The organism is Pseudomonas sp. TWP3-1, assembly GCF_049896625.1.
GTDB lineage: Bacteria > Pseudomonadota > Gammaproteobacteria > Pseudomonadales > Pseudomonadaceae > Aquipseudomonas.
The window spans coordinates 1-19,534 of sequence record NZ_JAFCUQ010000004.1 but is presented as its reverse complement, the minus strand read 5'-3'; the positions used below and the strand labels follow the sequence as shown (position 1 = coordinate 19,534).

Sequence of the window (19,534 nt, the reverse complement as noted above, 5' to 3'; positions counted from 1 at the left end):
CGCTAACCGCAGCCCCCGCATAACCCTGTAGGAGCTGCCGCAGGCTGCGATCTTTTGACTTTGCTTTTAAAGATCAAGATCAAAAGATCGCAGCCTGCGGCAGCTCCTACACGGGAATCGCGGTGACTTTCGGGATTGTTACCAAATCTGCCAAAGGTGTTTATCAAAACCCGCTCTGTTTACCTCCACCCCACCGCCCTAAAATTCACCTCGCCAACAAGGCACCGCGATTAACAACGTTACAGCCCCCACGAAGGCCGTTAATCCAGCTCTCAAGTAATAAACGCAAACGATGAAGTTCCACACGCAACCCCAAAAAGGTTGCGTGACCCCTTTCGACCTCAAAAAGGTAAATTTGAAATGAAAGCTTTATTGGTTCTGGCCCTCAGCAGTCTGTGCGCAACCGCCATGGCAGACGAGGTCCCGACTGATGTCGCACAGCAAAAACCGGTCATCGAGGAATACACTTACTCGACCCACCTGGACGTCGCCAAAGTTATCTCCATGAGCGAAATCCCGAACGTCTGCGAAGTTGTTCCAATGAAAATGGAATACGACGACTCCAAAGGCCAGCGTCACATCCTGCGTTACAGCGTCATGGGCAACGGCTGCTCCAATGGCTGATCGAGACTGCACCGAATCGGATCATTCAGCGCACGGTTGAGCGGCGATTCCAGCCCGACTTCGGTCGGGCTCAGTTGTGTCTGAAATCGCTAAAAAGGCTTGCAAAACACTAGATGTAGTGAAAAGCGCGATTTTTTGTTCGATTTTTGAACAAATCCACATTCGCGAAATTTTTACGAAAAAAAATCTTTCCCCGGCAAAGCCCCATAAACCCTCGCTCCGACCGAAAAACCTTCTCTCCTAAGCGCTCCATGCGCGGATTCGCCCCACCACGGCCCGAATTTTTTCCCTATAATGCCGCCCTATAGCGGGCCTGCAATATCCCCTTACAGGGATGAATAGCCAGTCTGAAGCCCCGCAGCAGCGTCCAGCGTTGTCTGCGCCCATCAGAGGCTCTCGGAACCCCGTACAAAATTCTGTTTGATGCCTGCGTATAGCTGCTGCAAAAAACGATTCCTTTAGATCCAATGCGGCCAGTACGGCCGTGTGAAAAACCAACCTTTCAGTTTTCACACGGGCATCTGGCCCTCACGCAGGAGACGACACGTCATGCTGAGCTGGGACGAATTCGACAAAGAAGACACTGGCGAAGTGGTTGTAAAAGGCGCCAACGCCGGCCACGCGACTGAAGCCAACATGGACCGCCTCGACACCGCCGGTGGCGTCGCCGCCCTCGAAGCGCGTGCCGTGACCGCCTCCGACTCGGCCGCGATTGCCCGTGCCAAGGCTGCTCTGGACAACCTCGACATCGCCGAAGGTCTGGCTGAACTCGAAGGCGCCTCCGCCCGCGTCGCCGTTGACGAAAAGCGCATGATCAACTGCCGCGCCGACCTCAACCAACTCGTGCCATTCAAGTACGACTGGGCCTGGCAGAAGTATCTGGACGGTTGCGCAAACCACTGGATGCCGCAAGAAGTCAACATGACCGCCGACATCGCCCTCTGGAAAGACCCGGAAGGCCTGACCGACGACGAGCGCCGCATCGTCATGCGCAACCTCGGCTTCTTCTCCACCGCTGACTCCCTGGTTGCCAACAACCTGGTACTGGCCGTGTACCGCCTGATCACCAACCCGGAATGCCGCCAGTACATCCTGCGCCAGGCTTTCGAAGAGGCGATCCACACCCACGCCTACCAGTACTGCATCGAATCGCTGGCCATGGATGAAGGCGAGATCTTCAACATGTACCACGAGATCCCATCGGTCGCGAAAAAAGCCACCTGGGGCCTGAAATACACCCGCTCGATCTCCGATCCGAAGTTCGAAACCGGCACCGTCGAAACCGACAAAGAGTTGCTGCGCAATCTGATCGCGTACTACTGCGTACTGGAAGGCATCTTCTTCTACTGCGGTTTCACCCAAATCCTCTCCATGGGCCGCCGCAACAAAATGACCGGCGTCGCCGAGCAGTTCCAATACATCCTGCGCGACGAATCCATGCACCTGAACTTCGGCATCGACGTGATCAACCAGATCAAAATCGAAAACCCACACTTGTGGGACGCCGAAATGAAGGAAGAAGCCTCGCAGATGATTCTGCAGGGTACTCAGCTGGAGATCGAATACGCACGGGATACCATGCCTCGCGGGGTGTTGGGGATGAATGCGGCGATGATGGAGGACTACCTGAAGTTCATCGCTAACCGTCGTTTGTCGCAGATTGGTTTGAAGGAAGAGTATCCAGGGACGACTAACCCGTTCCCTTGGATGAGCGAGATTATGGACTTGAAGAAAGAGAAGAATTTCTTTGAGACGCGGGTTATTGAGTATCAGACTGGTGGGGCGTTGAGCTGGGATTGATCCCTACTTAAAATTCAGCCACAAAAAGCCAGAAGTGTTTACTTCTGGCTTTTTTTTGACAAAAAAAGCACTTGAAAAGCCTCAAGGATATTTTATGGCGATTTACTGGGAAAACATATTCGAAAATTTCGGAATAAAAACGGTTTCGAAGACTGATAAAAGCAAATCTGCATATGTTTTAAATACTCAGCAAAAGGCGGCCATGGACGCCGCTGGGCGCAGAGCCGAACCTAACGGATCAGTATTTAATATAACAATTTTGCTAGACCCAGAAACCTCATCCGTATCAGCCACTCGATATGACTCCGAAAGAGTGACTGATGAAACAAGAAAACCAGAACCCAGGGTCGGCAGAGAGTTTATTAGTGACTGGCTAAAAACAGGCGACCGCGTGGTAATCGGCAACATTGGCACCGATATATTTGCTGCCAAACTTAATCCCGAACCACAGCCTGAGAATCAGCGTACGGCAAGCGACCAATCGAAAGACACCACCGTTAGCATAATAGATACGTTAGCGGACAACTTAAGCTTAGAAAAAATCTACAAAAAAGCCCGAGCAGCATCCGAGAGCCAAAAAAATAAAACTAGAACAGTCATTAGACATGAGTACTCGCGAAACGATTGGATCGCGGTAGCCGCGATTTCGCGGTCAAAAGGGCGATGCGAGATGCCCAAATGCACCCATGAGCTTTTCATGAAAGATAATGGTAAGCCTTATCTTGAAGTGCACCATATTGTTCCCCTGAGCGAAAATGGGCCGGACACTATTGAAAACACTGCAGCGCTTTGCCCGCACTGCCACAGAAATCTACACTCAGGAATAGATAGAAAAATATTGAGGATATTACTGAAGAAAAACATCAACCAAAAGATGAAACCTTAATAACCTCTAATACAACACCGACTCACAAATGATCCACCACTAGAGGCCGAGGGGGAAAACGCGGCCAATTTTGCTGAAGCTTATCCAACGCCGCGATCATATCTTGCAAACTAGCAATATCATTAAAAGAATGCTTGAGCCCGCACTCCCAGACAACAAGAACCCGCCACTCCATATCATTCAAGCGACTTAACTGAACTTCATCCCTCCTGACATTTCCGCCAAGCTTTTCCTCCCAAAATGACCTTCGGCTTTTAGGGGTTACAGCGTACACACACCCGCTATGACGATGCCAAAAACACCCATGAACGAAAATAGCCAATCTATATTTCGGTAAAACCAGGTCTGGCCGACCAGGCAGATCGCGACGATGAAGTCTAAAGCGGTACCCACAAGAATGTAGATAGCGACGAACGAGCAATTCTGGCTTGGTGTTTTTACCGTGGATGCCCGCCATCATTCGAGATCGAGTTACGCTATCAACGACATCCATTACTCCCCCCCCATTCACAGATCTGTTAACAACACCTTTTCACTTCTGTCATACAAATGACCTATATTTTTCCAAGCAACTCTAAACTGATTACGTTTCTTAGACTTCCACCTATCACCCTGGAGCTTCATATTAATCCCCGGATCGTGATAAACGACATTTGAATACAAAGCTTGCAAAAGAGGTTTTAAGCCTGCCCCCTCACACAGATAAACCTCTGGCCCATATCTAAAGTACCGTATATCACGCTCTTCAACGGTATAAGTGACAAAGGCTGTTTGTGCATGCTTCCGCGACCAGTGGGTTAGTAATTTGTTAAACGTCCAGCCTGCAGCGACCCGCCCAAGGCTATCCCTAAGAACAAGACCCCCAAGCGGGTCTACGACCTCCCCTTTTATAGGATCGTAACCCTCCATACGCAAAGTAAGACCACTGCGCTCGTGAGCGATATTTACTAAATGCCGCCCGGTGAAATCGCGCCTTAACTCACCGCAAACACCATATTCACAGAGAAATTTTTCCAAGTCGGCAAGATATGTCCCAGAGTCTGGCTCTGGGGTCATCAAGGTTACAGCCCCCGAACCATGAGATTTTAATTCCCACCCTTGGAAATCTGGTTCAGAACGTCCATTGGGAATGATCCCAAACAGACTCTCCAAAGTGTAACCGGCACCATTTTTAGCTTGATACTCCATTATCTTGCCATCGGAGCTTAATCGGCTAGAACGTACTGGCCCACCAAGATAAATATCTGCAAGTCGATTCAAAAGTAAGACACGCCCTGTCTCGACTGGCCGCTCTAACTCGTAAAAAACAGACGCAACCTTGGAAGCCGACCCTGTTCTAATTCGAGCAACAGCGTCTCTCGCGAGTTTTCCGTCCCAATCTCCCGAGTAAGCAAGTACAGCACCGTCGTCGCAAATTCCCAATATTAGACAACGGTGAATATTTTCTCGGGAGAATCGCTCTTCTATTGTGGGAGGGCGCATCAACCGAGATGGCGCCAACGCTGAGCCACGGAGAAACCCAGACATTCTCACTTCCGGATAACGGGGATAGAGTATTAGCTGTGCGCCTGGAGCAGGAGAAGGTAAAGCGTCACTTTGAATATCAATCCAACTCAGGTTCAACTGAGCCTTAAACATCAATCCTTTATCTTTGGTAGGTTCACCTATTAAGTCGCCGTGAGGGATAAGACGAAGAACGTCAAAATCACTACCAAAGTAAATTTGCTGTTTTGAGTTGTCATTGTTCGCCAACAACTTGAAAACTACGCGCTTCGCCCCATGGTTGCGCATGACCCTGGAAGCGAATTCCAACGGAGACTCATTAGCTACCAACACCAACCACTCCCGAATTTAGCCTACATCGAAGCGGCAGCGCCGCTTGATGATTAGTAGTGGCTAAATATCACTACAGGAGCCCTAATTGGCAAGCGCAATTTCCAGCTGAGGCTCCTCCACATCACTGTTTTTTCGTTTCGCTTCCAAAATTCTACCTTTCATTAAGTGCGCCACAGCCTCGAAAACAGGTACCGCCACCGAGTTTCCAAATTGTCTATACGCTTGGGTATCCGAAACGGGAATCACAAATTTCCTCTCGCCTGGCTTGTCGAATCCCATGAGGCGCGAGCACTCATGGGGAGTCAGTCTGCGCGGACGATTGAGTTGATTCAGCTCACTGTTGAAATCAAGGGTTTCCACAAACCCACGGTCAACCAGGATTTCCGAACCGTCCTTGTGGTATCTCGCCGAGAGGGTGCGAGCTACATCGTTTGGACGGGTCAAGCCAAAACCGAAGCCGTTGCCCTTCTCACGATGCTTGGCGGCGTAGCGGTAGAGGTAATCCCATAGCTTGGGTGTGAGGATGTATTTCTCATCCACATCTTTATCCAGCAAATCACCAAAGCTAGGTCGCTGCTTAGGTATGTGTTTGCTGATATCGCGCAACGTGAAGCCTTGATGGACATTCAAATCGCGGCGGAAACCAACCAGCACGATTCGCTCACGATGCTGCGGCACGAAATGCTTGGCATCGATGACCTTTGGGTCTGAGCCCTTCGGCGCGTTTACATCTGCAACTTCGTAGCCCAGCTCATCCAATGCTTCGCAAATGATCCGAAACGTATTGCCTTTGTCGTGGCTTTTGAGGTTTTTCACGTTTTCAAGCAAAAACGCGGCAGGACGCTTGGCGGCAATGATCCGCGCCACGTCGAAAAACAGTGTTCCTTGAGTTTCACACTCGAAGCCGTGCTTTCGCCCCAAGGAGTTCTTTTTGGAAACGCCGGCAAGCGAGAACGGCTGGCACGGAAACCCCGCCAACAGAACATCGTGATCTGGAATCTCGCGATCAATGTTCTTGTAGGCTTCTTCATCGCTGATCTCTGGATTGTCTGAAAGCGTGACCGAGCGAATATCTAGGTTGAAGCGATGACGAGCCGGATCGCAAAAGTGGTTCGCTTTGTAGGTTTTGACCGCGTACTTGTTCCACTCGGACGTGAACAGGCATTCGCCGCCAATGGCTTCAAAACCCTTTCTGATGCCGCCGATACCAGCGAAGAGATCGATGAACGTAAAAGACGGCTTGTGATTCAAGCGCTTCGGGAGCAGCGCTTCCAGACGGGTGAACTCGATGTGAGAAAGCTTCGGCGAAGCCTTGCCCTTGACCCAGCGATTAATCGTTTCACGGCACCAATGGGTCGGGCTGACATCGTTGAGGATTTCGGCGAGCTGACCTTGATCGTAGATCTCAAGGAGCTTGTGCAGCAGCGCCAAGTCAGTCACGGGATGAGTATCAGGCTCGTACGAACCCGAGGATGTTTCACTCAAGGATTCAAAAGACGGTGTTTCAAAAAGATTCATGAGCCCGAAATTCCTCTGGGTCAAAGCTGTGACGAATGGTCACCATTCTAGCCCGCAAAACTTCAAAGTAAATGAAATTTCCTGGATTCCGTGAGATGAGTCATGGCTACACGGATATGGGAGCTGCGGGATTCAATGGCGATAACATACTGGATATAAACACAGCATAATTTACTCTGCGTCTTTGTCCAGGTTTCCTTTCGCCTCAAGAACGGTAGGAAAAGTCGCTGGTTGACGACCATCCCTGATCCCCCTACCCTCACCTTCGAGCCTAAGAAACTCTACAAACCAGAGCGGTCCTCCGCACCCGACAGTCATGCGGCTTTTTTTCGTCTGCGGTTTCCTTACGTCTGCGAAAAATCCCGTTATGTCGGGAGTGGGCGAATACAAGACCCGAAAGGGGAATATGTCCGGCCCGTCTCTGGTGGGTTTCTTAGCTCCCGACACCCTTAACGAATGCCCTAAGAAAGCAGCCAGAGGTAAATGGAAATGCCTGAATATCGAATCTTCATGATGAAGGTGAATCGCTGTACCCGCCGTTCGGCTCACGCGCTTCCGCTTCAGGAGGTGCGCCATGTCTGAACCACTCGTACCCACCCTGTTCACTCGCAATAAAGCGCACCTGCATGCCCTTCTGGTCGAGAACCAGGCGTGGCTTTGTGCCAATGAGCTGGGGCGTCTGATGGGCAAGCGGCTTGATGAGCGCATGTTGCGCAAGCTTGATGCTGATCAGCGCCAGATGATGCTTGTCGAGACGTATGGCGAAGCCGAGGAACGCTTGATGGTGAGTGAGTCCGGCGCGTACGCGCTGCTGGTTTATCACTACTGTCCCGAGTATCGGCAGCTTCGTGAATGGCTGACGCATCAGGTTGTGCCTGCGCTGCGTGATGCTCGTCCTTCGCGTTCGATCGAGCGTCCGACATTAAGTGTGCTGAGCTGGCCGCAGATGTCACTGAGCATGCTGCACTGGCAAGATGAGCCGTGGATTCGGTTGCGGGATATGCCTTGTTTGCTGGCGGATGATCCGTTCGATCGGCGGGAATCCTGGTGGCGTAAGGCTTCACGATTGATACGTGGTTGCTGATTGTTTGTAGATCCGCTGTTTGAGTTTCAGACAGCGGATTTTTATTGATTCAAAATCCTCCAGCCTGCCATCCCGATAAACAACGAAATCTCCTAACCCCATCCAAGACCCGTCCTACAGCCACAACCTGTCCCGCTCGCTAACGTCGCGCATCCCGTTTCCGGGGCTATCGATGGGCGAACGTACAGGGGCAAACAGTGGCTGGACGAAAGGGAATTCCAAGGGTGCAAAACCCGCCGGCGGGTGACGGCCATCACATCACCTACCGTTTCATGACAGACACGGAGCTGGCAGCGCGCGAAGCCAGGCAAATGGATTACGAGGCCATGCTGGCTCGGCAGGAGGCTTTCGAGCGCACTCGGCTGGATCAGGTGAAGGAAACGAAACCGGCACAGGTTGGCTGCGTGTTCGCCAAGTCATGCAAGCTGCCGGACGCGATCATCGACTACGCCAATCCTTCCGGGATGGTGCCGACCGACAGCCTCAAGGACTACGGGGAGATCGCCTGGCTCGGCGCTCGCGAGGTTGACTATAACGGTCTGCTGAATCTGAAAACGATCAATGGCTCGTCACTTACGCTCGGCGTTGGGCAACTTGCTCTTCGCAGCCCGACGTTGACCGCCCCAACCGTGGCACTCGGTTCCCTCGGTGCCGCCGGAGCTGCAACATTGGCGGGTGTTGCCGCACTGTTCTGGGCACCGAGCCTTGGCGACAGCGCGCTCTACACTGAAGACCAACTGCGCTCCCTCGAACAAGCACGCACCCGGGTTCGCTTGCACATCGAGCAACAGGCGGACGGTAGCCTCAAGGGTTACGGCTTCTACACCGGAAGAAACCGTGATTGGGAAATGATCGATGTAGTGCAATTCACTCCTCGTGGCAGCCAGCAGATTGCCGATCTTGGGGGTGGCATCGAACTGATCTGGACCCCGGCCGTGGACGGCTCTGACATCCTCGGCATCCCTGCGCTGGAAGCCGCCCCGCAGGCGCCGCACATATGGGTTTATCCGCCAACGAAAGCGGCTGACCGCATCATTGTCAGCCCGGTTTACCCACCGGAATACAAAGATTTCATTCTGGTGTTCCCGGTGGAGTCGGGGATAAGACCGGTTTACATTGTGGTCAGTATTTCTGATCACAAATATCATCCGGCACCGCCCGGACTTGCTGCGTTCCCAGACGCGATCAAGGCAGGTCGTAAAACTTCCGTTAAAGGAGGCGGCGCACTGAGAAAGCGGTGGAAAACCAGAAAAGGAGTGATTTTTGAATGGGATTCACAGCACGGTACTGTCGAGATGTATGACAAACGAGGTCGCCATCTCGGTGAGTACGACCCAGCGACTGGAGCGCAAACCAAACCAGCGGACGACACGAGGACAGTAGAACCATGATCTATCTCATCGAGGCATTTGATAAAGAAAGCGGATTCCTGGCGTTTGAAGAGGAACTCCCGACCGGATCGGACAAGACCATAAAAACCATAATGGGCTGGACGGTGGAACAAGAGGGGTGGGAAGGATACGATCTCTCGCATGAACAATTTGAAGCGCTGGAAAAATTACTGGGGAAGAAGATTTACAACCCTGTTTATACATTCCAGCTCAGCTGTAACGGATGACCATGGTTCTGATGTCGGTGAGCGTCATAAACCGGCCGATCCGAAGAGTAACTCACGTTATTTATGCTTTTGACAGATCTACCGAGGCGCCGATTTTTGAGGTGCCCATCTCCGCAGAAAGTATTGATCAGTTGCGGGTCATCATGAATTGGCAGGACGCGGAAGATGAGCTCTACGGCTATGATCTTGATCCTCAGCAGCTCACACAATTAGAGTCTTTAACTCGACGATCTTTCTACGACGCTCAGTACGACTTTCAACTGGCGAGCTACGGAGATTGAATACAGCAAATGCTGCAGGGCATTAGCGTTTAGCTACGTAGACCGACGGGGATAAATCCCCTCGCCACAGGGGATTTGTTGCTGTGGGATTGGTGGCGGAATCCGGGATTGAGTTGATGCTGCCAATCGCCAGCAGGCTGGCTCCCACAGGTTTTGCATTATTCTGAAAACATTCGGTGCAACCCGCGCCACGTCCCGCTATTAATACCCCTCCCCCACTCAAGGACCCGAGCCCCACCATGAAATTCGATCTCGCCTATTGCCTCAGCCTCGACGACAAGTTGTCGATTTATGATGTTCGTGATTTGAATTTCGATGAGACGGTGGCGTTCGATTCGGCGAAAGAGCAGTTCCAGTGTCCCAACGACGCCTGTCGTTCGGCGTTTGATGCGTCCAACGAGTTGGGCACTTTCAATGCCAAGAATGTGAATTACGTACGCACGCCGCACTTCAAGAATCTGCCAACTACTCAGCATGTGGCGGGGTGTCCATATGGGAGTTTAAAGGCTTCGGCGTCGGGGGTTGAGGCGGCGGATGGCGAGGCGGATGACGGGCGGGAGGAGCATTTTCCGTCGGAGTTGTTGCTGACGCGGCGTGAGTATGTGCGCAAGCCTGCGGCTCCGGCGGTGGCGGCGGATGTGTTGCGCGATGATCCGCAGCGGGTGGCGGCGGTTGATTCGAAGGAGTCAGCCAGTCGTGACACGGCGCCGGACAAGACCAGTGTGTTTGCGCATCCGGTGGAGTGTTTTGTGTCGAACTTCGCCGACAAGGAGTTGCTCAAGCGCATGCCGTTGAAGGTTGGCGAGCGTACGGCGCCGTACAGTTCGTTCTTCAAGAAAATTGAGTATTTGACGGACAACAAGGGGCTCATCTACTGGGGCCGGATCAAGAAGATCGAGGACTTCCACGAGGGGGCCAGCTTTCGTATCGACTTCGAGGACAAGGTCTGGTTCAAGAAGCCGGAAGACAGCAAGAAGAAGCCGTATCCGGTGAGTGTTTATCTGAACAAGAAGCTGATCGACAACTACCGCAAGCGCAAGGCGTTTCTGGAAGAGATCAAGCAGGCGGCCGACAGCGATAAGGAGTTGTTCTGTTTCTTCTATGGCGTGACGCCGGAGTTGAAGCAGGTGCCCGGCAAGAAGAACCCCGAAAAGCCTTTCGAGGTCTTCAATGCCAATATCGAGAATCTGGATCACTTCATCATTCGTGAAGCGCCGGGTCTGGCGTGAGGGTTAACCTTGCGGCAGTTGCAGTTTGACGGCGCCGGGGTGTTGTTTGATCAGGGAGTACGGCAGGACTGACCAGTCCGGCGAATCGCAGGCGCGTTCAATGCGCGCAAAGTACGCCCCCAAGTACAAACCTTTTTCGGTGAAGCGCCAGTTGGAAGCCCCCCAGTTGTCTTCATTAGTGAAGTCGCAATTGTCGTCCCCGCCCTCGACAGGCTTCTTCATTTCATCGGGGTACAGCGCGGTGAGTTGTTTGATCAGCCACGGGACAAATACTTCGCGCTGGTACTTTGAGCGCGCCGCTTCTTCTGCCGCGCTCAACGGCTGATCACCGCCTCGGTAGCGGTCGGCGTGCAGAATAGGCTCGCCCTCGCCCACCCAAAGTACGTCTTCGAGCGACAACGGATGGCCGGTTTTCACGTCGATGTTGAGCGGGGAATCACCGAAGTCCGGGTGCGCGCCGCCACAGTAGTAGCTGGTGGAAATGTTCAGACTGATGACGCCGGGCGATATAAAGGTTGGAGTGACGTCTTGCAGGAATTCGGTGTTTTCACCACCGCGCAACTGACAACCGTAGTAACTGATCGTCTCGTCCCACAAGCGTCCGAGCAACTGTCGGTTGACCCGTTGCATATCATCTTTGGACATGCCGGATTCAATGCTGAACATGGAGATCTTCGAATCTGGTTCCTGCCACCATTGCAGGGTGAAACCCATGAAGTCCTGTTTCTTCAGGGGGTTGAGCTTTAGCCCCTGAAGACGCAAGTACTCATACGGATCGCTCTTGGGCAACGTGGCGATGAAGGGCAACGCGTTCGGCGGCAGGTCGGGAAGTGGTGTATCGGTTACCTGAACCGGAAGTTTTTTGCCCTTCGGATTCTGCCACTCCCCTCTCCAGCCGCCATCAATCTGCTGCAACTTGAGGGTAGCGAGTGGCTTGTCTGGATCAAAGCGATTGCTGCCTTCTTTGAGCTCAAGGACGTCGTTTTTCAACGTGCCGTTGAGTTCTAGATCGCGATGAAATTTTTCATAGAAGTAGCGACCGGTGACCTGCTCCGGATCGCTCGTATCGACTTCCAGCACTATCGGCATTTTGCCCAATGTACCGGTGAATACATGCCGGGCATCTTCGGCCTGAGCAGTTGAAAACAATGAAAACAGCACAGCGGCGCACGGCGCCAGGCGCAACAGTCCCTTGAGCATGGATCGATCCCTGAATGAGGCGGAGGTCGCGCCGGGACGTGGGTCCCGGCGCTTAAAAATTTGCGGCGGATTATGGCGAGGGTTGGCTGCGTAATCGAGTAACTTTAGAGGTTCAACCTCACGGCAGTTTCAGCGCAACACCGCCCGGATGTTGTTTGACGAGTTTGTAAGGCAGCACGCTCCAGTCCACGAACCCGCACACCGCGGCGACGTGCGGAAATGACGGGTCGAGCTTGATGCCTTGTTTAGTGAAGTACCAACCCGGGTATTTCCAAGGTTCTTCCCCGTCATAGCCGCAGTCGTCGGTGCCTTCTGGCGTGATGGTCATGTCTTGCGGGTAGAGCTTGGTCAACTGCGCAACCAGCCAGGGTGCCAATTCTTCGTTGCGGTATTTCGACCAGTCTTCGGACGAACCGGATGACGTGTCGATGAAGTCGTCACGCTCCTCATGGTGCACTGGCGTGCCCTGCCCGACCCACAGAACATCTTCGAGGGTCAGGAACTTGCCGGTCTTGGTATCAATGTTGATTGCTTGCTGGTTTTGATCCGGATACGCGCCGCCACAGTAGTACTCAGTTGAAATGCGCACGCTCATCACAGCCGACGACATCCACAGTGGTTGACTGGATTGCGCGTAATAACCGCCGCAGCCATATGACGACAGCACTTCGCCCCACAACCGGCCCATCAGTTGTTGATTGATGCGCTGACGCTGTTCAGGGGAGTAACCCGATACCACTTCAAACATCGAAGTTTTGGTTTGCGGCTCATTCCACCATTGCAGCGTGTAGCCCATAAAGGTGTCGGTCTTGCCCTTTTTGAGTGTGACGCCTTGCAGTCGCAAATATTCGTAAGGCGCCTGATCATGCAGCTGGGCCAGGTAAGGCAAGGAATTCGCAGGCACGTCGGGAATGTCCGCCGGCTGCAACTCGATCTTCAAGGTCTTACCGGCAGTACTTGTCCACTCACCACTCCAACCATTGAGTGTGGGCTGTAAACGAAGTTTCGGGCGAGAGTCTTCCATCCGCGCTCCTTCCTCCAGCACGAGAGTTTCCCCCTCCATGCCGCCATCGAGAGCCAGATCCTTGCGGTACTTCTTATAGAAGTAACGGCCATCTCCGGTGCGGGTATCTATTTCGAGGACTATCGGCGATTTGCCCAAAGTGCCGGTGTACACCCGCGCACCGTTATCGGCCCAGGTCGCCGTCGAAACAAACAAACCCGCCAACAGAAAAACACTACAAAGGCGTAACAGTCCTCGGAACATTATTTCATCCTTGAGTAAACGAGCCATCGCCCGCAAAAAGTTGTCGCGGATTATGTCGAGGAATCGCTCACGTTGCGACTTAACTAACGCACATGCTGAGCATCACCACGACCAGCAAACCGATGTACACCCGAGCATGCGTCCGATCCGGTATCCGCCCAATCCACGGCGAGGCCAAACGAATCCCAACCAGCGATCCAACCGTTAGCGCCGCAAACGCCAGCAGATCGACATAACCCACAAACCACATCCCCAAATCCGATTCGCTAAACCCGGCCAGCGCCATGTACGTGACCGTCCCGGCCAACGCCACCGGCACGCTCAGCGGATTGGCCATCGATGTGGCTTGGGACATGCTCAATCCACAACGGCGCAAAAGCGGCACAGTCATGACGCTTCCTCCTACGCCGAGAAACGTCGCAATGGCGCCGATGCCTACACCGCCGCCGGATGTTTCCGAGCGGTTCAGGCGACGTGGGATTACGCTTTCGGACTGTGTAAGAAAGCCGCGTCGCAGCAGGCAGTCGACGATGGTCACGCCGAGGTAGGCGATGAATGCGTAGCGAATCACTTCGCCGCTGACCCACACCGCCGCGATTGCGCCGACGACCGCGCCGATCCCGATGAAGCCGCCCAAGGGCCACAGATATTCGCGAATAAGATTGTCGGCGCGGCGGTGTTTGGCGGTGGCGATCAGGGCGTTGACGATCATCACGCAGGTCGAGGTGGCGACGGCGATGTGCATTGCCGATTGGCCGATGGGGTCGTCGGCGCCGTGGCTGGCGCTGAGCATGCGGTACAGCAGCGGCACGACCACGAAGCCGCCGCCGAAGCCGAAGAGCACGGCGGTGATGCCGGTGAGGCAGCCGAAAAGTGTGAGCATCAGATAGAACATGGTGCGGCGTCCGCTATTGAGGAGCGGTCGACGATAGAGATGCGCGGCTTGGCCTGCTTCAGCAACTCAGCCAATAATGTTCGCGTTTACGCCAACTGCCGGATGCCGCTTGATGCGCAATGTTTCGATCAATTCGCTGGATGACACGCCGCGCCCGGTGGTGGCGCTCGGTACGGATTATTCCCACGGTCACCTGTTACCTCTTCATACGCATCGGCGCGCGCAACTACTGTATGGCGCAACCGGGGTGATGCAAGTCTGCACCCACGACGGCAACTGGGTGGTGCCACCACAGCGCGCAGTGTGGATTCCGGCAGGGGTGGCGCATGAGGTACTAATGCTCGGGGTCAGCACGCGCAGTTTGTACATTGAACCGGGGGCGGTTGATCTAGGTGAGCGTTGTCAGGTGATCAATGTGTCGCCATTGATGCGGAATCTGCTGATGGAAGCGGTGGAAGTGCCCTTGATCTATGACCAGGCCGGGCGCGATGGTGTGTTGATCGAGTTGCTTCTGTACGAGCTTTCGCGCAGTGCGCCGCTCCCCCTACATATTCCCCTGCCCTCTGAAGGAAAGTTGCTGACGCTGTGTCAGAACTTTCTGCATCAGCCAAACGCCCATCAACCGCCGCAACAATGGGCCGATCAGTTGCACGTAAGCTTGCGTACCTTCAATCGACTGTTCCGCCAGCACACCGGCTTGAGCTTTAGCCAGTGGCGACAACGCGCCTGCGTGGTCGTGGCGCTGCCGCGTTTGATCGCGGGGGAGGCAGTGACGCGTATCGCGCTGGACTTCGGTTACGACAGCCCGGCAGCGTTTTCTACGATGTTCCGGCGCATCCTCGGACAGGCACCGTCCGTCTGGTTGGAGGCGACGAACTAGGGCAAATCGAAAATTGCATTTGATCCAGGCTCAAAACAACTGTACAAAAACACAGTACATTTTCCATCAGCACTCTCGAGCCCGGAGCACACCCATGGCCTCTTCTGCGATGAACCTCATTCTCGAACGTATCGCCCTTTTCCAATTCACCCCGACTCACTGCGTCCAGGCCCGAGCGATGTTGGGCTGGAGCGTGGACCAGCTATCGCGGGAAGCCGGGGTTCCGGTGGAAGACATCCAGCGCTTTGAAGCGCAGCAGGATGTGCCCGAGGCGACGCGGTTGGCGCTGACTTATCGGTTGGAGTCGCAGGGGTTGGTGTTCTTTCCGGGGTTTGCACCGGGGCGATCTACGAGTATCCAAGGTGCGACTACCGAGTCGGTAGGTCGTGGGGATTTTGCGATGGCGGACTGAGGATTCAGAACTTGATCGAAATTGAAGAAAGCGCGGGCAGCGTTTATCAGGATTTGGGGTTCGCCGATGCAAGCGATATGCAGGCCAAGTCTGCTGACGTGATGAAGCTGGCGACACTGATTGAAACAGCGGAAATGAGTGCGACTGAAGCGGCAAACAGGCTGGAGATCTCGCTGGAAAAACTTGAAGACGTACTTCGCGGACGTTTCCGCGACGTGCCTGCTGCCACGATCGCGAAGTACTTGAATCAGATATCGACTAACCAAGCTTGAGTGAGCCGGTTCGCTCCTGTGGGGAACGAACCATGACTGGTCAGGCGCCCTGCACCACCACCTCACCCTCCCCTTCAACCCCCAACCACCACGCACTCCCGCGCTGCGGCTGAGCCAGGTTAAACGCCTCGCCCATCTCCGGCGTGGTGATTGAAATACTGCGATCCCACGCCAGCGCGAGAATCCGATCAAACGGTTCATGCCACGCGTGCATCGCCAGGTCGAAGGTGCCGTTGTGAATCGGAAACAGCCAGCGGCCCTTTAGGTCGATGTGCGCTTGCAGGGTTTCTTCCGGTTGCATGTGCACGTGCGGCCATTCGACGTTGTAGGCGCCGGTTTCCATGAGGGTCAGGTCGAACGGGCCGTACTGCTCGCCGATGCGTTTGAAGCCGTCGAAGTAGCCGGTGTCGCCGCTGAAGAAGATTCGCGTATCGCCGTCGATCATTACCCACGATGCCCACAGGGTCTGATTGCCGTCGAACAAGCCACGGCCAGAGAAGTGTTGCGATGGGGTAGCGATGAAACGGATGCCGGCGACTTCGGTGCCTTGCCACCAGTCGAACTGACGGACTTTGGCGGCGTCGATTCCCCACTTGATCAGGGTGTCGCCGACGCCTAACGGGGTCAGAAATACGCTGACCTTGTCCGCGAGTTTGAGCACCGCTTCGTAGTCGAGGTGGTCGTAGTGATTATGCGAGAGGATCACCGCTTCGATCGGCGGCAATTCGTCGATGCTGATTGGCGGCTGATGAAAGCGTTTCGGGCCGGCCCATTGCACCGGGGATGCGCGCTCGGCGAACACCGGGTCGGTGATGAAAAACTTTCCTTGCAGCTTGAGCAGCAGGGTCGAGTGACCGAGGCGCCAGACGCTCTGGTTCGGTGCGGACATCAAGTCGGCAAGCTTCAGCGGCTGCACCGGAATCGCGTTGGCCGGCCGGGTGTTGCGCGGTTTGTGGAAAATCATGTTCCACATGATGCGCAGCATCTTGCGCAGGCCTTCGCGTTGCACCGGCGCGTGGTTGCGGAATGTCCCTTCGGCCTGACGCGAGGCTTCAGGTGTCGGGTTACCCGCTGAGGAAACTGAATTGGCCATCAAAGACTGACTCCTGAAAAACCGCGCAATTAACGGTTTTCCCTCGGTGGGACGATAAATGGCCAAAGCACGCACGCATTAGCCGGACATCTGTTTTTAGGTTGTACCGATTAAGTGAGTATTACACTGATCGGTGTAGTTTCTAGGTTGCATCAAACTCGGCGCCAAGTAAACTGCCGAGTGTAATTATCTGCCAGCCACTGCCGAATCGAATTTATGACAGCTCCACAGCGCCTCACCGACCGCAAACGCGCAGCCATTATTCAGGCGGCGATCAGCGAATTTCGTGTCAACGGTTTCGAAGTCACCAGCATGGACAAAATCGCCGCCACAGCTGGGGTGTCCAAACGCACGGTGTACAACCATTTCCCCAGCAAAGAAGAGCTGTTCGCCGAGATCCTCAACCAGTTGTGGGCACGCATCAGCACTGAGTTGGCCATGCCGTACCGCGGTGATCAGCCTCTTCGCGAGCAACTGCGGCAGATGCTATTGGCCAAACTGCAGATGATGGCCGACGAAAACTTTCTCGATCTCGCTCGGGTCGCCATCGCCGCCACGATTCACTCTCCGGAACGCGCACAAAACATGGTTGCGCGCATGGGCGAACGCGAGGAAAGCGTGACCGTGTGGATCCGTGCCGCGCAGGCAGATGGTCGTTTGAAAGCAGCCGATCCGGAATTCGCCGCGCATCAGGTGCATGGGCTGCTGAAGTCCTTCGCTTTCTGGCCGCAGATTTCCATGGGCCAACCGGTATTGGACGGTGCGATGCAAAACACTGTGGTCGAAGCGGCACTGGATATGTTTTTGGCCTGCTACCAGCTGTGAATCCAGCACGCGCTGCTGATCAATAACGCGTTACAAAACTCGTACAACTTCCACGCTCGCAATTTCTTGTACAAGCACTAGCGCTTTGTATAAGATTCTGCGGTCAGCCTGGAATGCTGGCACTGTACTGCCATCGCCGACGCCAACAGCGCGTTCGGCTGGCAGCGCCGGAACAGGGACAACCCTTCACGCCCTAATTTCCCGAGTGCCACCAGCATGTTCTTCAATCGCAATCAGGCCGTCATCGACGATCTGCAAAACACCGTATCCCAGCAATCTGGCCTGCTCGAAGCGATCAATCGCTCGATGGCGGTGATCGAATTCGATCTCGACGCCACAGTGCTACGCGCCAACGACAACTTTCTCAAGACCACCGGTTACACCGCTGAGCAAGTGATTGGTCAGTCCCACCGGCGCTTCTGCTCGCCCGAATTCGCGCGCAGTAGCCAATACACTGAGCTGTGGTCGCGGTTGAAAAACGGTCAGTTCCAGTCCGGCACGTTTGAGCGGGTCGACAGCCAGGGCCGGCCGATCTGGCTCGAAGCCAGTTACAACCCGATCAAGGATGCGTCGGGTCGGGTGGTGAAAGTGGTCAAGTACGCGATGGACGTCACCGCCAAGGTGCAGCAGGAAAGCGAAGCCAACGCCAAGCTCCAGGCAATTGACCGGGCGATGGCGGTGATCGAATTCAGCCTCGACGGCAGCGTCCTGACGGCCAATCAGAATTTTCTGACGCGCATGGGTTACACGCTTGCCGAACTCAAGGGCAAACACCATCGTTTGTTCTGCAAGCAGGAACTGGCGAACAGCAGCGCCTATCAGGATTTCTGGCGCCGCCTGAATCAAGGCGAATTGTTCAACGGCCAGTTCGAGCGCGTGGACAAGCGCGGCCAGACCGTGTGGCTCGAAGCCAATTACAACCCGGTCTACGACGCCAGCGGGCGCCTGTGCAAAGTGGTCAAGTTCGCCTCGGACGTGACGGCACGGGTCGAGCAGCATGAACAAGATGCACGCAGCGCCAGTGCGGCTTATCACATCTCGGTGGCCACTCGAAAAGTCGCCGAGCAAGGTACGCAAGTGATCCAGCAAGCGGCCAGCGAAATGCGTGAAATTGCCGAGGACATCGCCCAGTCATCGACTCTGATCGCGCAACTCGGCGAGCGCTCCGAGCAGATCACCGCCATCGTTAACACCATCCGCGCGATTGCTGATCAAACCAATTTGCTCGCATTGAATGCTGCGATCGAAGCGGCGCGCGCTGGTGAGCAGGGTCGCGGGTTTGCCGTGGTGGCCGATGAAGTACGGCAACTGGCGGCGCGCACCAGCGGCTCGACGGCGGAAATTTCCAGCATGATCGGACTGATCCAGAACGAAACCCGGCAGGCGATCAAGAGCATGGATGGCACCCGCGACCGGGCGGCGCAAGGCGTTGAGCTGGCGGATCAGGCGGGGACGGTGATTTTGCAGATTCGTGATGGGGCGAGTGAGGCGGTCGACGCAGTGAGCATGTTTGCCAACGAGCGTGGGGCGGAGTGAGGTAGGTTCACTCGAGGATTGCCGTGGTGCAGGCTCGGGGCAGGATCATTGAACCGAGTCGACACCATCGCTGGCAAGTCAGCTCCCACAGGGTTTTGTGGTGGACACACATGTTGTGAACACCCTCAATTCTGTGGGAGCGTGGCTTGCCCGCGATGAGCATTGGTATCTACACATCTCCCGATCCTGGTCTATAAAGGGACGGCATGGATATCAAATGACTGGGCTAGATGCCCGCCTGATAAAACGATACGACGAGTTAGTCATGGGACACAGTA

General features: G+C 54.6%; 20 protein-coding genes. 13 read left to right on the top strand and 7 right to left on the bottom strand.

Features of this window, described 5'->3' with window-relative positions; genetic code table 11:
• Positions 1–360: 360 nt before the first annotated feature.
• The 3 genes from ACP7BN_RS07155 to ACP7BN_RS07145 all read left to right on the top strand — a co-directional run bounded on the left by ACP7BN_RS07155 (position 361) and on the right by ACP7BN_RS07145 (position 3,310).
• Positions 361–624 carry a DUF2790 domain-containing protein gene (locus ACP7BN_RS07155; protein WP_426202783.1) on the top strand — a complete coding sequence of 88 codons (264 nt, stop codon included), beginning with the start codon at positions 361–363 and terminating at the stop codon, positions 622–624.
• A 549-nt stretch (positions 625–1,173) separates the two neighbouring features.
• A complete protein-coding gene (locus ACP7BN_RS07150) occupies positions 1,174–2,424 on the top strand; it encodes a ribonucleotide-diphosphate reductase subunit beta (RefSeq protein ID WP_420646401.1) in 1,251 nt (416 codons plus the stop codon).
• A gap of 34 nt (positions 2,425–2,458) precedes the next feature.
• A complete protein-coding gene (locus ACP7BN_RS07145) occupies positions 2,459–3,310 on the top strand; it encodes an HNH endonuclease (RefSeq protein WP_426202780.1) in 852 nt (283 codons plus the stop codon).
• A 22-nt stretch (positions 3,311–3,332) separates the two neighbouring features.
• Here ACP7BN_RS07145 and ACP7BN_RS07140 read toward each other — a convergent pair whose 3' ends face one another.
• The 3 genes from ACP7BN_RS07140 to dcm form a co-directional block, all read right to left on the bottom strand.
• Positions 3,333–3,803, bottom strand: a complete 471-nt coding sequence (locus ACP7BN_RS07140) for a very short patch repair endonuclease (protein WP_426202778.1) — start codon at positions 3,801–3,803, stop codon at positions 3,333–3,335.
• Between the two features lie 14 nt (positions 3,804–3,817).
• A complete protein-coding gene (locus ACP7BN_RS07135; protein WP_426202774.1) occupies positions 3,818–5,122 on the bottom strand; it encodes an MvaI/BcnI family restriction endonuclease in 1,305 nt (434 codons plus the stop codon).
• Positions 5,123–5,227: 105 nt separating this feature from the next.
• Positions 5,228–6,664 (bottom strand): DNA (cytosine-5-)-methyltransferase, encoded by a 1,437-nt coding sequence (dcm, locus tag ACP7BN_RS07130; protein ID WP_426202772.1) that lies wholly within the window; start codon positions 6,662–6,664, stop codon positions 5,228–5,230.
• Between the two features lie 574 nt (positions 6,665–7,238).
• On the opposite strand from dcm, the gene ACP7BN_RS07125 reads away from it, so the two are divergent.
• The 5 genes from ACP7BN_RS07125 to ACP7BN_RS07105 all read left to right on the top strand — a co-directional run bounded on the left by ACP7BN_RS07125 (position 7,239) and on the right by ACP7BN_RS07105 (position 10,876).
• Positions 7,239–7,748 (top strand): BRO-N domain-containing protein, encoded by a 510-nt coding sequence (locus ACP7BN_RS07125; RefSeq protein ID WP_426202770.1) that lies wholly within the window; start codon positions 7,239–7,241, stop codon positions 7,746–7,748.
• 197 nt (positions 7,749–7,945) lie between these two features.
• Positions 7,946–9,139 (top strand): colicin E3/pyocin S6 family cytotoxin, encoded by a 1,194-nt coding sequence (locus tag ACP7BN_RS07120; protein WP_426202767.1) that lies wholly within the window; start codon positions 7,946–7,948, stop codon positions 9,137–9,139.
• Complete coding sequence (locus ACP7BN_RS07115) at positions 9,136–9,366, top strand: DUF7683 domain-containing protein (RefSeq protein WP_426202764.1); 231 nt, start codon at positions 9,136–9,138, stop codon at positions 9,364–9,366. The genes ACP7BN_RS07120 and ACP7BN_RS07115 overlap by 4 nt, the downstream gene beginning before the upstream one ends.
• A gap of 2 nt (positions 9,367–9,368) precedes the next feature.
• Positions 9,369–9,647: a DUF7683 domain-containing protein gene (locus tag ACP7BN_RS07110; protein WP_426202762.1), complete on the top strand. Its 279-nt coding sequence runs from the start codon at positions 9,369–9,371 to the stop codon at positions 9,645–9,647.
• A gap of 239 nt (positions 9,648–9,886) precedes the next feature.
• Positions 9,887–10,876 (top strand): hypothetical protein, encoded by a 990-nt coding sequence (locus ACP7BN_RS07105; protein ID WP_426202760.1) that lies wholly within the window; start codon positions 9,887–9,889, stop codon positions 10,874–10,876.
• Between the two features lie 3 nt (positions 10,877–10,879).
• Here the strand turns inward: ACP7BN_RS07105 and ACP7BN_RS07100 are convergent, their stop codons facing one another.
• The 3 genes from ACP7BN_RS07100 to ACP7BN_RS07090 all read right to left on the bottom strand — a co-directional run bounded on the left by ACP7BN_RS07100 (position 10,880) and on the right by ACP7BN_RS07090 (position 14,238).
• Positions 10,880–12,076 carry a hypothetical protein gene (locus tag ACP7BN_RS07100; protein WP_426202757.1) on the bottom strand — a complete coding sequence of 399 codons (1,197 nt, stop codon included), beginning with the start codon at positions 12,074–12,076 and terminating at the stop codon, positions 10,880–10,882.
• 118 nt (positions 12,077–12,194) lie between these two features.
• Positions 12,195–13,343 carry a hypothetical protein gene (locus ACP7BN_RS07095; RefSeq protein ID WP_426202755.1) on the bottom strand — a complete coding sequence of 383 codons (1,149 nt, stop codon included), beginning with the start codon at positions 13,341–13,343 and terminating at the stop codon, positions 12,195–12,197.
• A 79-nt stretch (positions 13,344–13,422) separates the two neighbouring features.
• The gene (locus ACP7BN_RS07090) at positions 13,423–14,238 is read right to left on the bottom strand and encodes a sulfite exporter TauE/SafE family protein (RefSeq protein ID WP_426202752.1); all 816 of its coding nucleotides are present in this window, start codon (positions 14,236–14,238) and stop codon (positions 13,423–13,425) included.
• Between the two features lie 112 nt (positions 14,239–14,350).
• On the opposite strand from ACP7BN_RS07090, the gene ACP7BN_RS07085 reads away from it, so the two are divergent.
• The 3 genes from ACP7BN_RS07085 (at position 14,351) to ACP7BN_RS07075 (ending at position 15,802) form a co-directional block, all read left to right on the top strand.
• Positions 14,351–15,118 carry an AraC family transcriptional regulator gene (locus tag ACP7BN_RS07085; RefSeq protein WP_426202749.1) on the top strand — a complete coding sequence of 256 codons (768 nt, stop codon included), beginning with the start codon at positions 14,351–14,353 and terminating at the stop codon, positions 15,116–15,118.
• 94 nt (positions 15,119–15,212) lie between these two features.
• A complete protein-coding gene (locus ACP7BN_RS07080; protein ID WP_426202747.1) occupies positions 15,213–15,530 on the top strand; it encodes an XRE family transcriptional regulator in 318 nt (105 codons plus the stop codon).
• An 11-nt stretch (positions 15,531–15,541) separates the two neighbouring features.
• A complete protein-coding gene (locus ACP7BN_RS07075; RefSeq protein WP_420646391.1) occupies positions 15,542–15,802 on the top strand; it encodes an XRE family transcriptional regulator in 261 nt (86 codons plus the stop codon).
• A 40-nt stretch (positions 15,803–15,842) separates the two neighbouring features.
• Here ACP7BN_RS07075 and ACP7BN_RS07070 read toward each other — a convergent pair whose 3' ends face one another.
• Complete coding sequence (locus tag ACP7BN_RS07070; RefSeq protein ID WP_426202745.1) at positions 15,843–16,895, bottom strand: MBL fold metallo-hydrolase; 1,053 nt, start codon at positions 16,893–16,895, stop codon at positions 15,843–15,845.
• 216 nt (positions 16,896–17,111) lie between these two features.
• Between ACP7BN_RS07070 and ACP7BN_RS07065 the strand changes: the two genes are divergently transcribed.
• Complete coding sequence (locus ACP7BN_RS07065) at positions 17,112–17,720, top strand: TetR/AcrR family transcriptional regulator (RefSeq protein ID WP_426202743.1); 609 nt, start codon at positions 17,112–17,114, stop codon at positions 17,718–17,720.
• A gap of 216 nt (positions 17,721–17,936) precedes the next feature.
• Positions 17,937–19,256 carry a methyl-accepting chemotaxis protein gene (locus ACP7BN_RS07060; protein ID WP_426202741.1) on the top strand — a complete coding sequence of 440 codons (1,320 nt, stop codon included), beginning with the start codon at positions 17,937–17,939 and terminating at the stop codon, positions 19,254–19,256.
• Positions 19,257–19,534 lie beyond the last annotated feature (278 nt).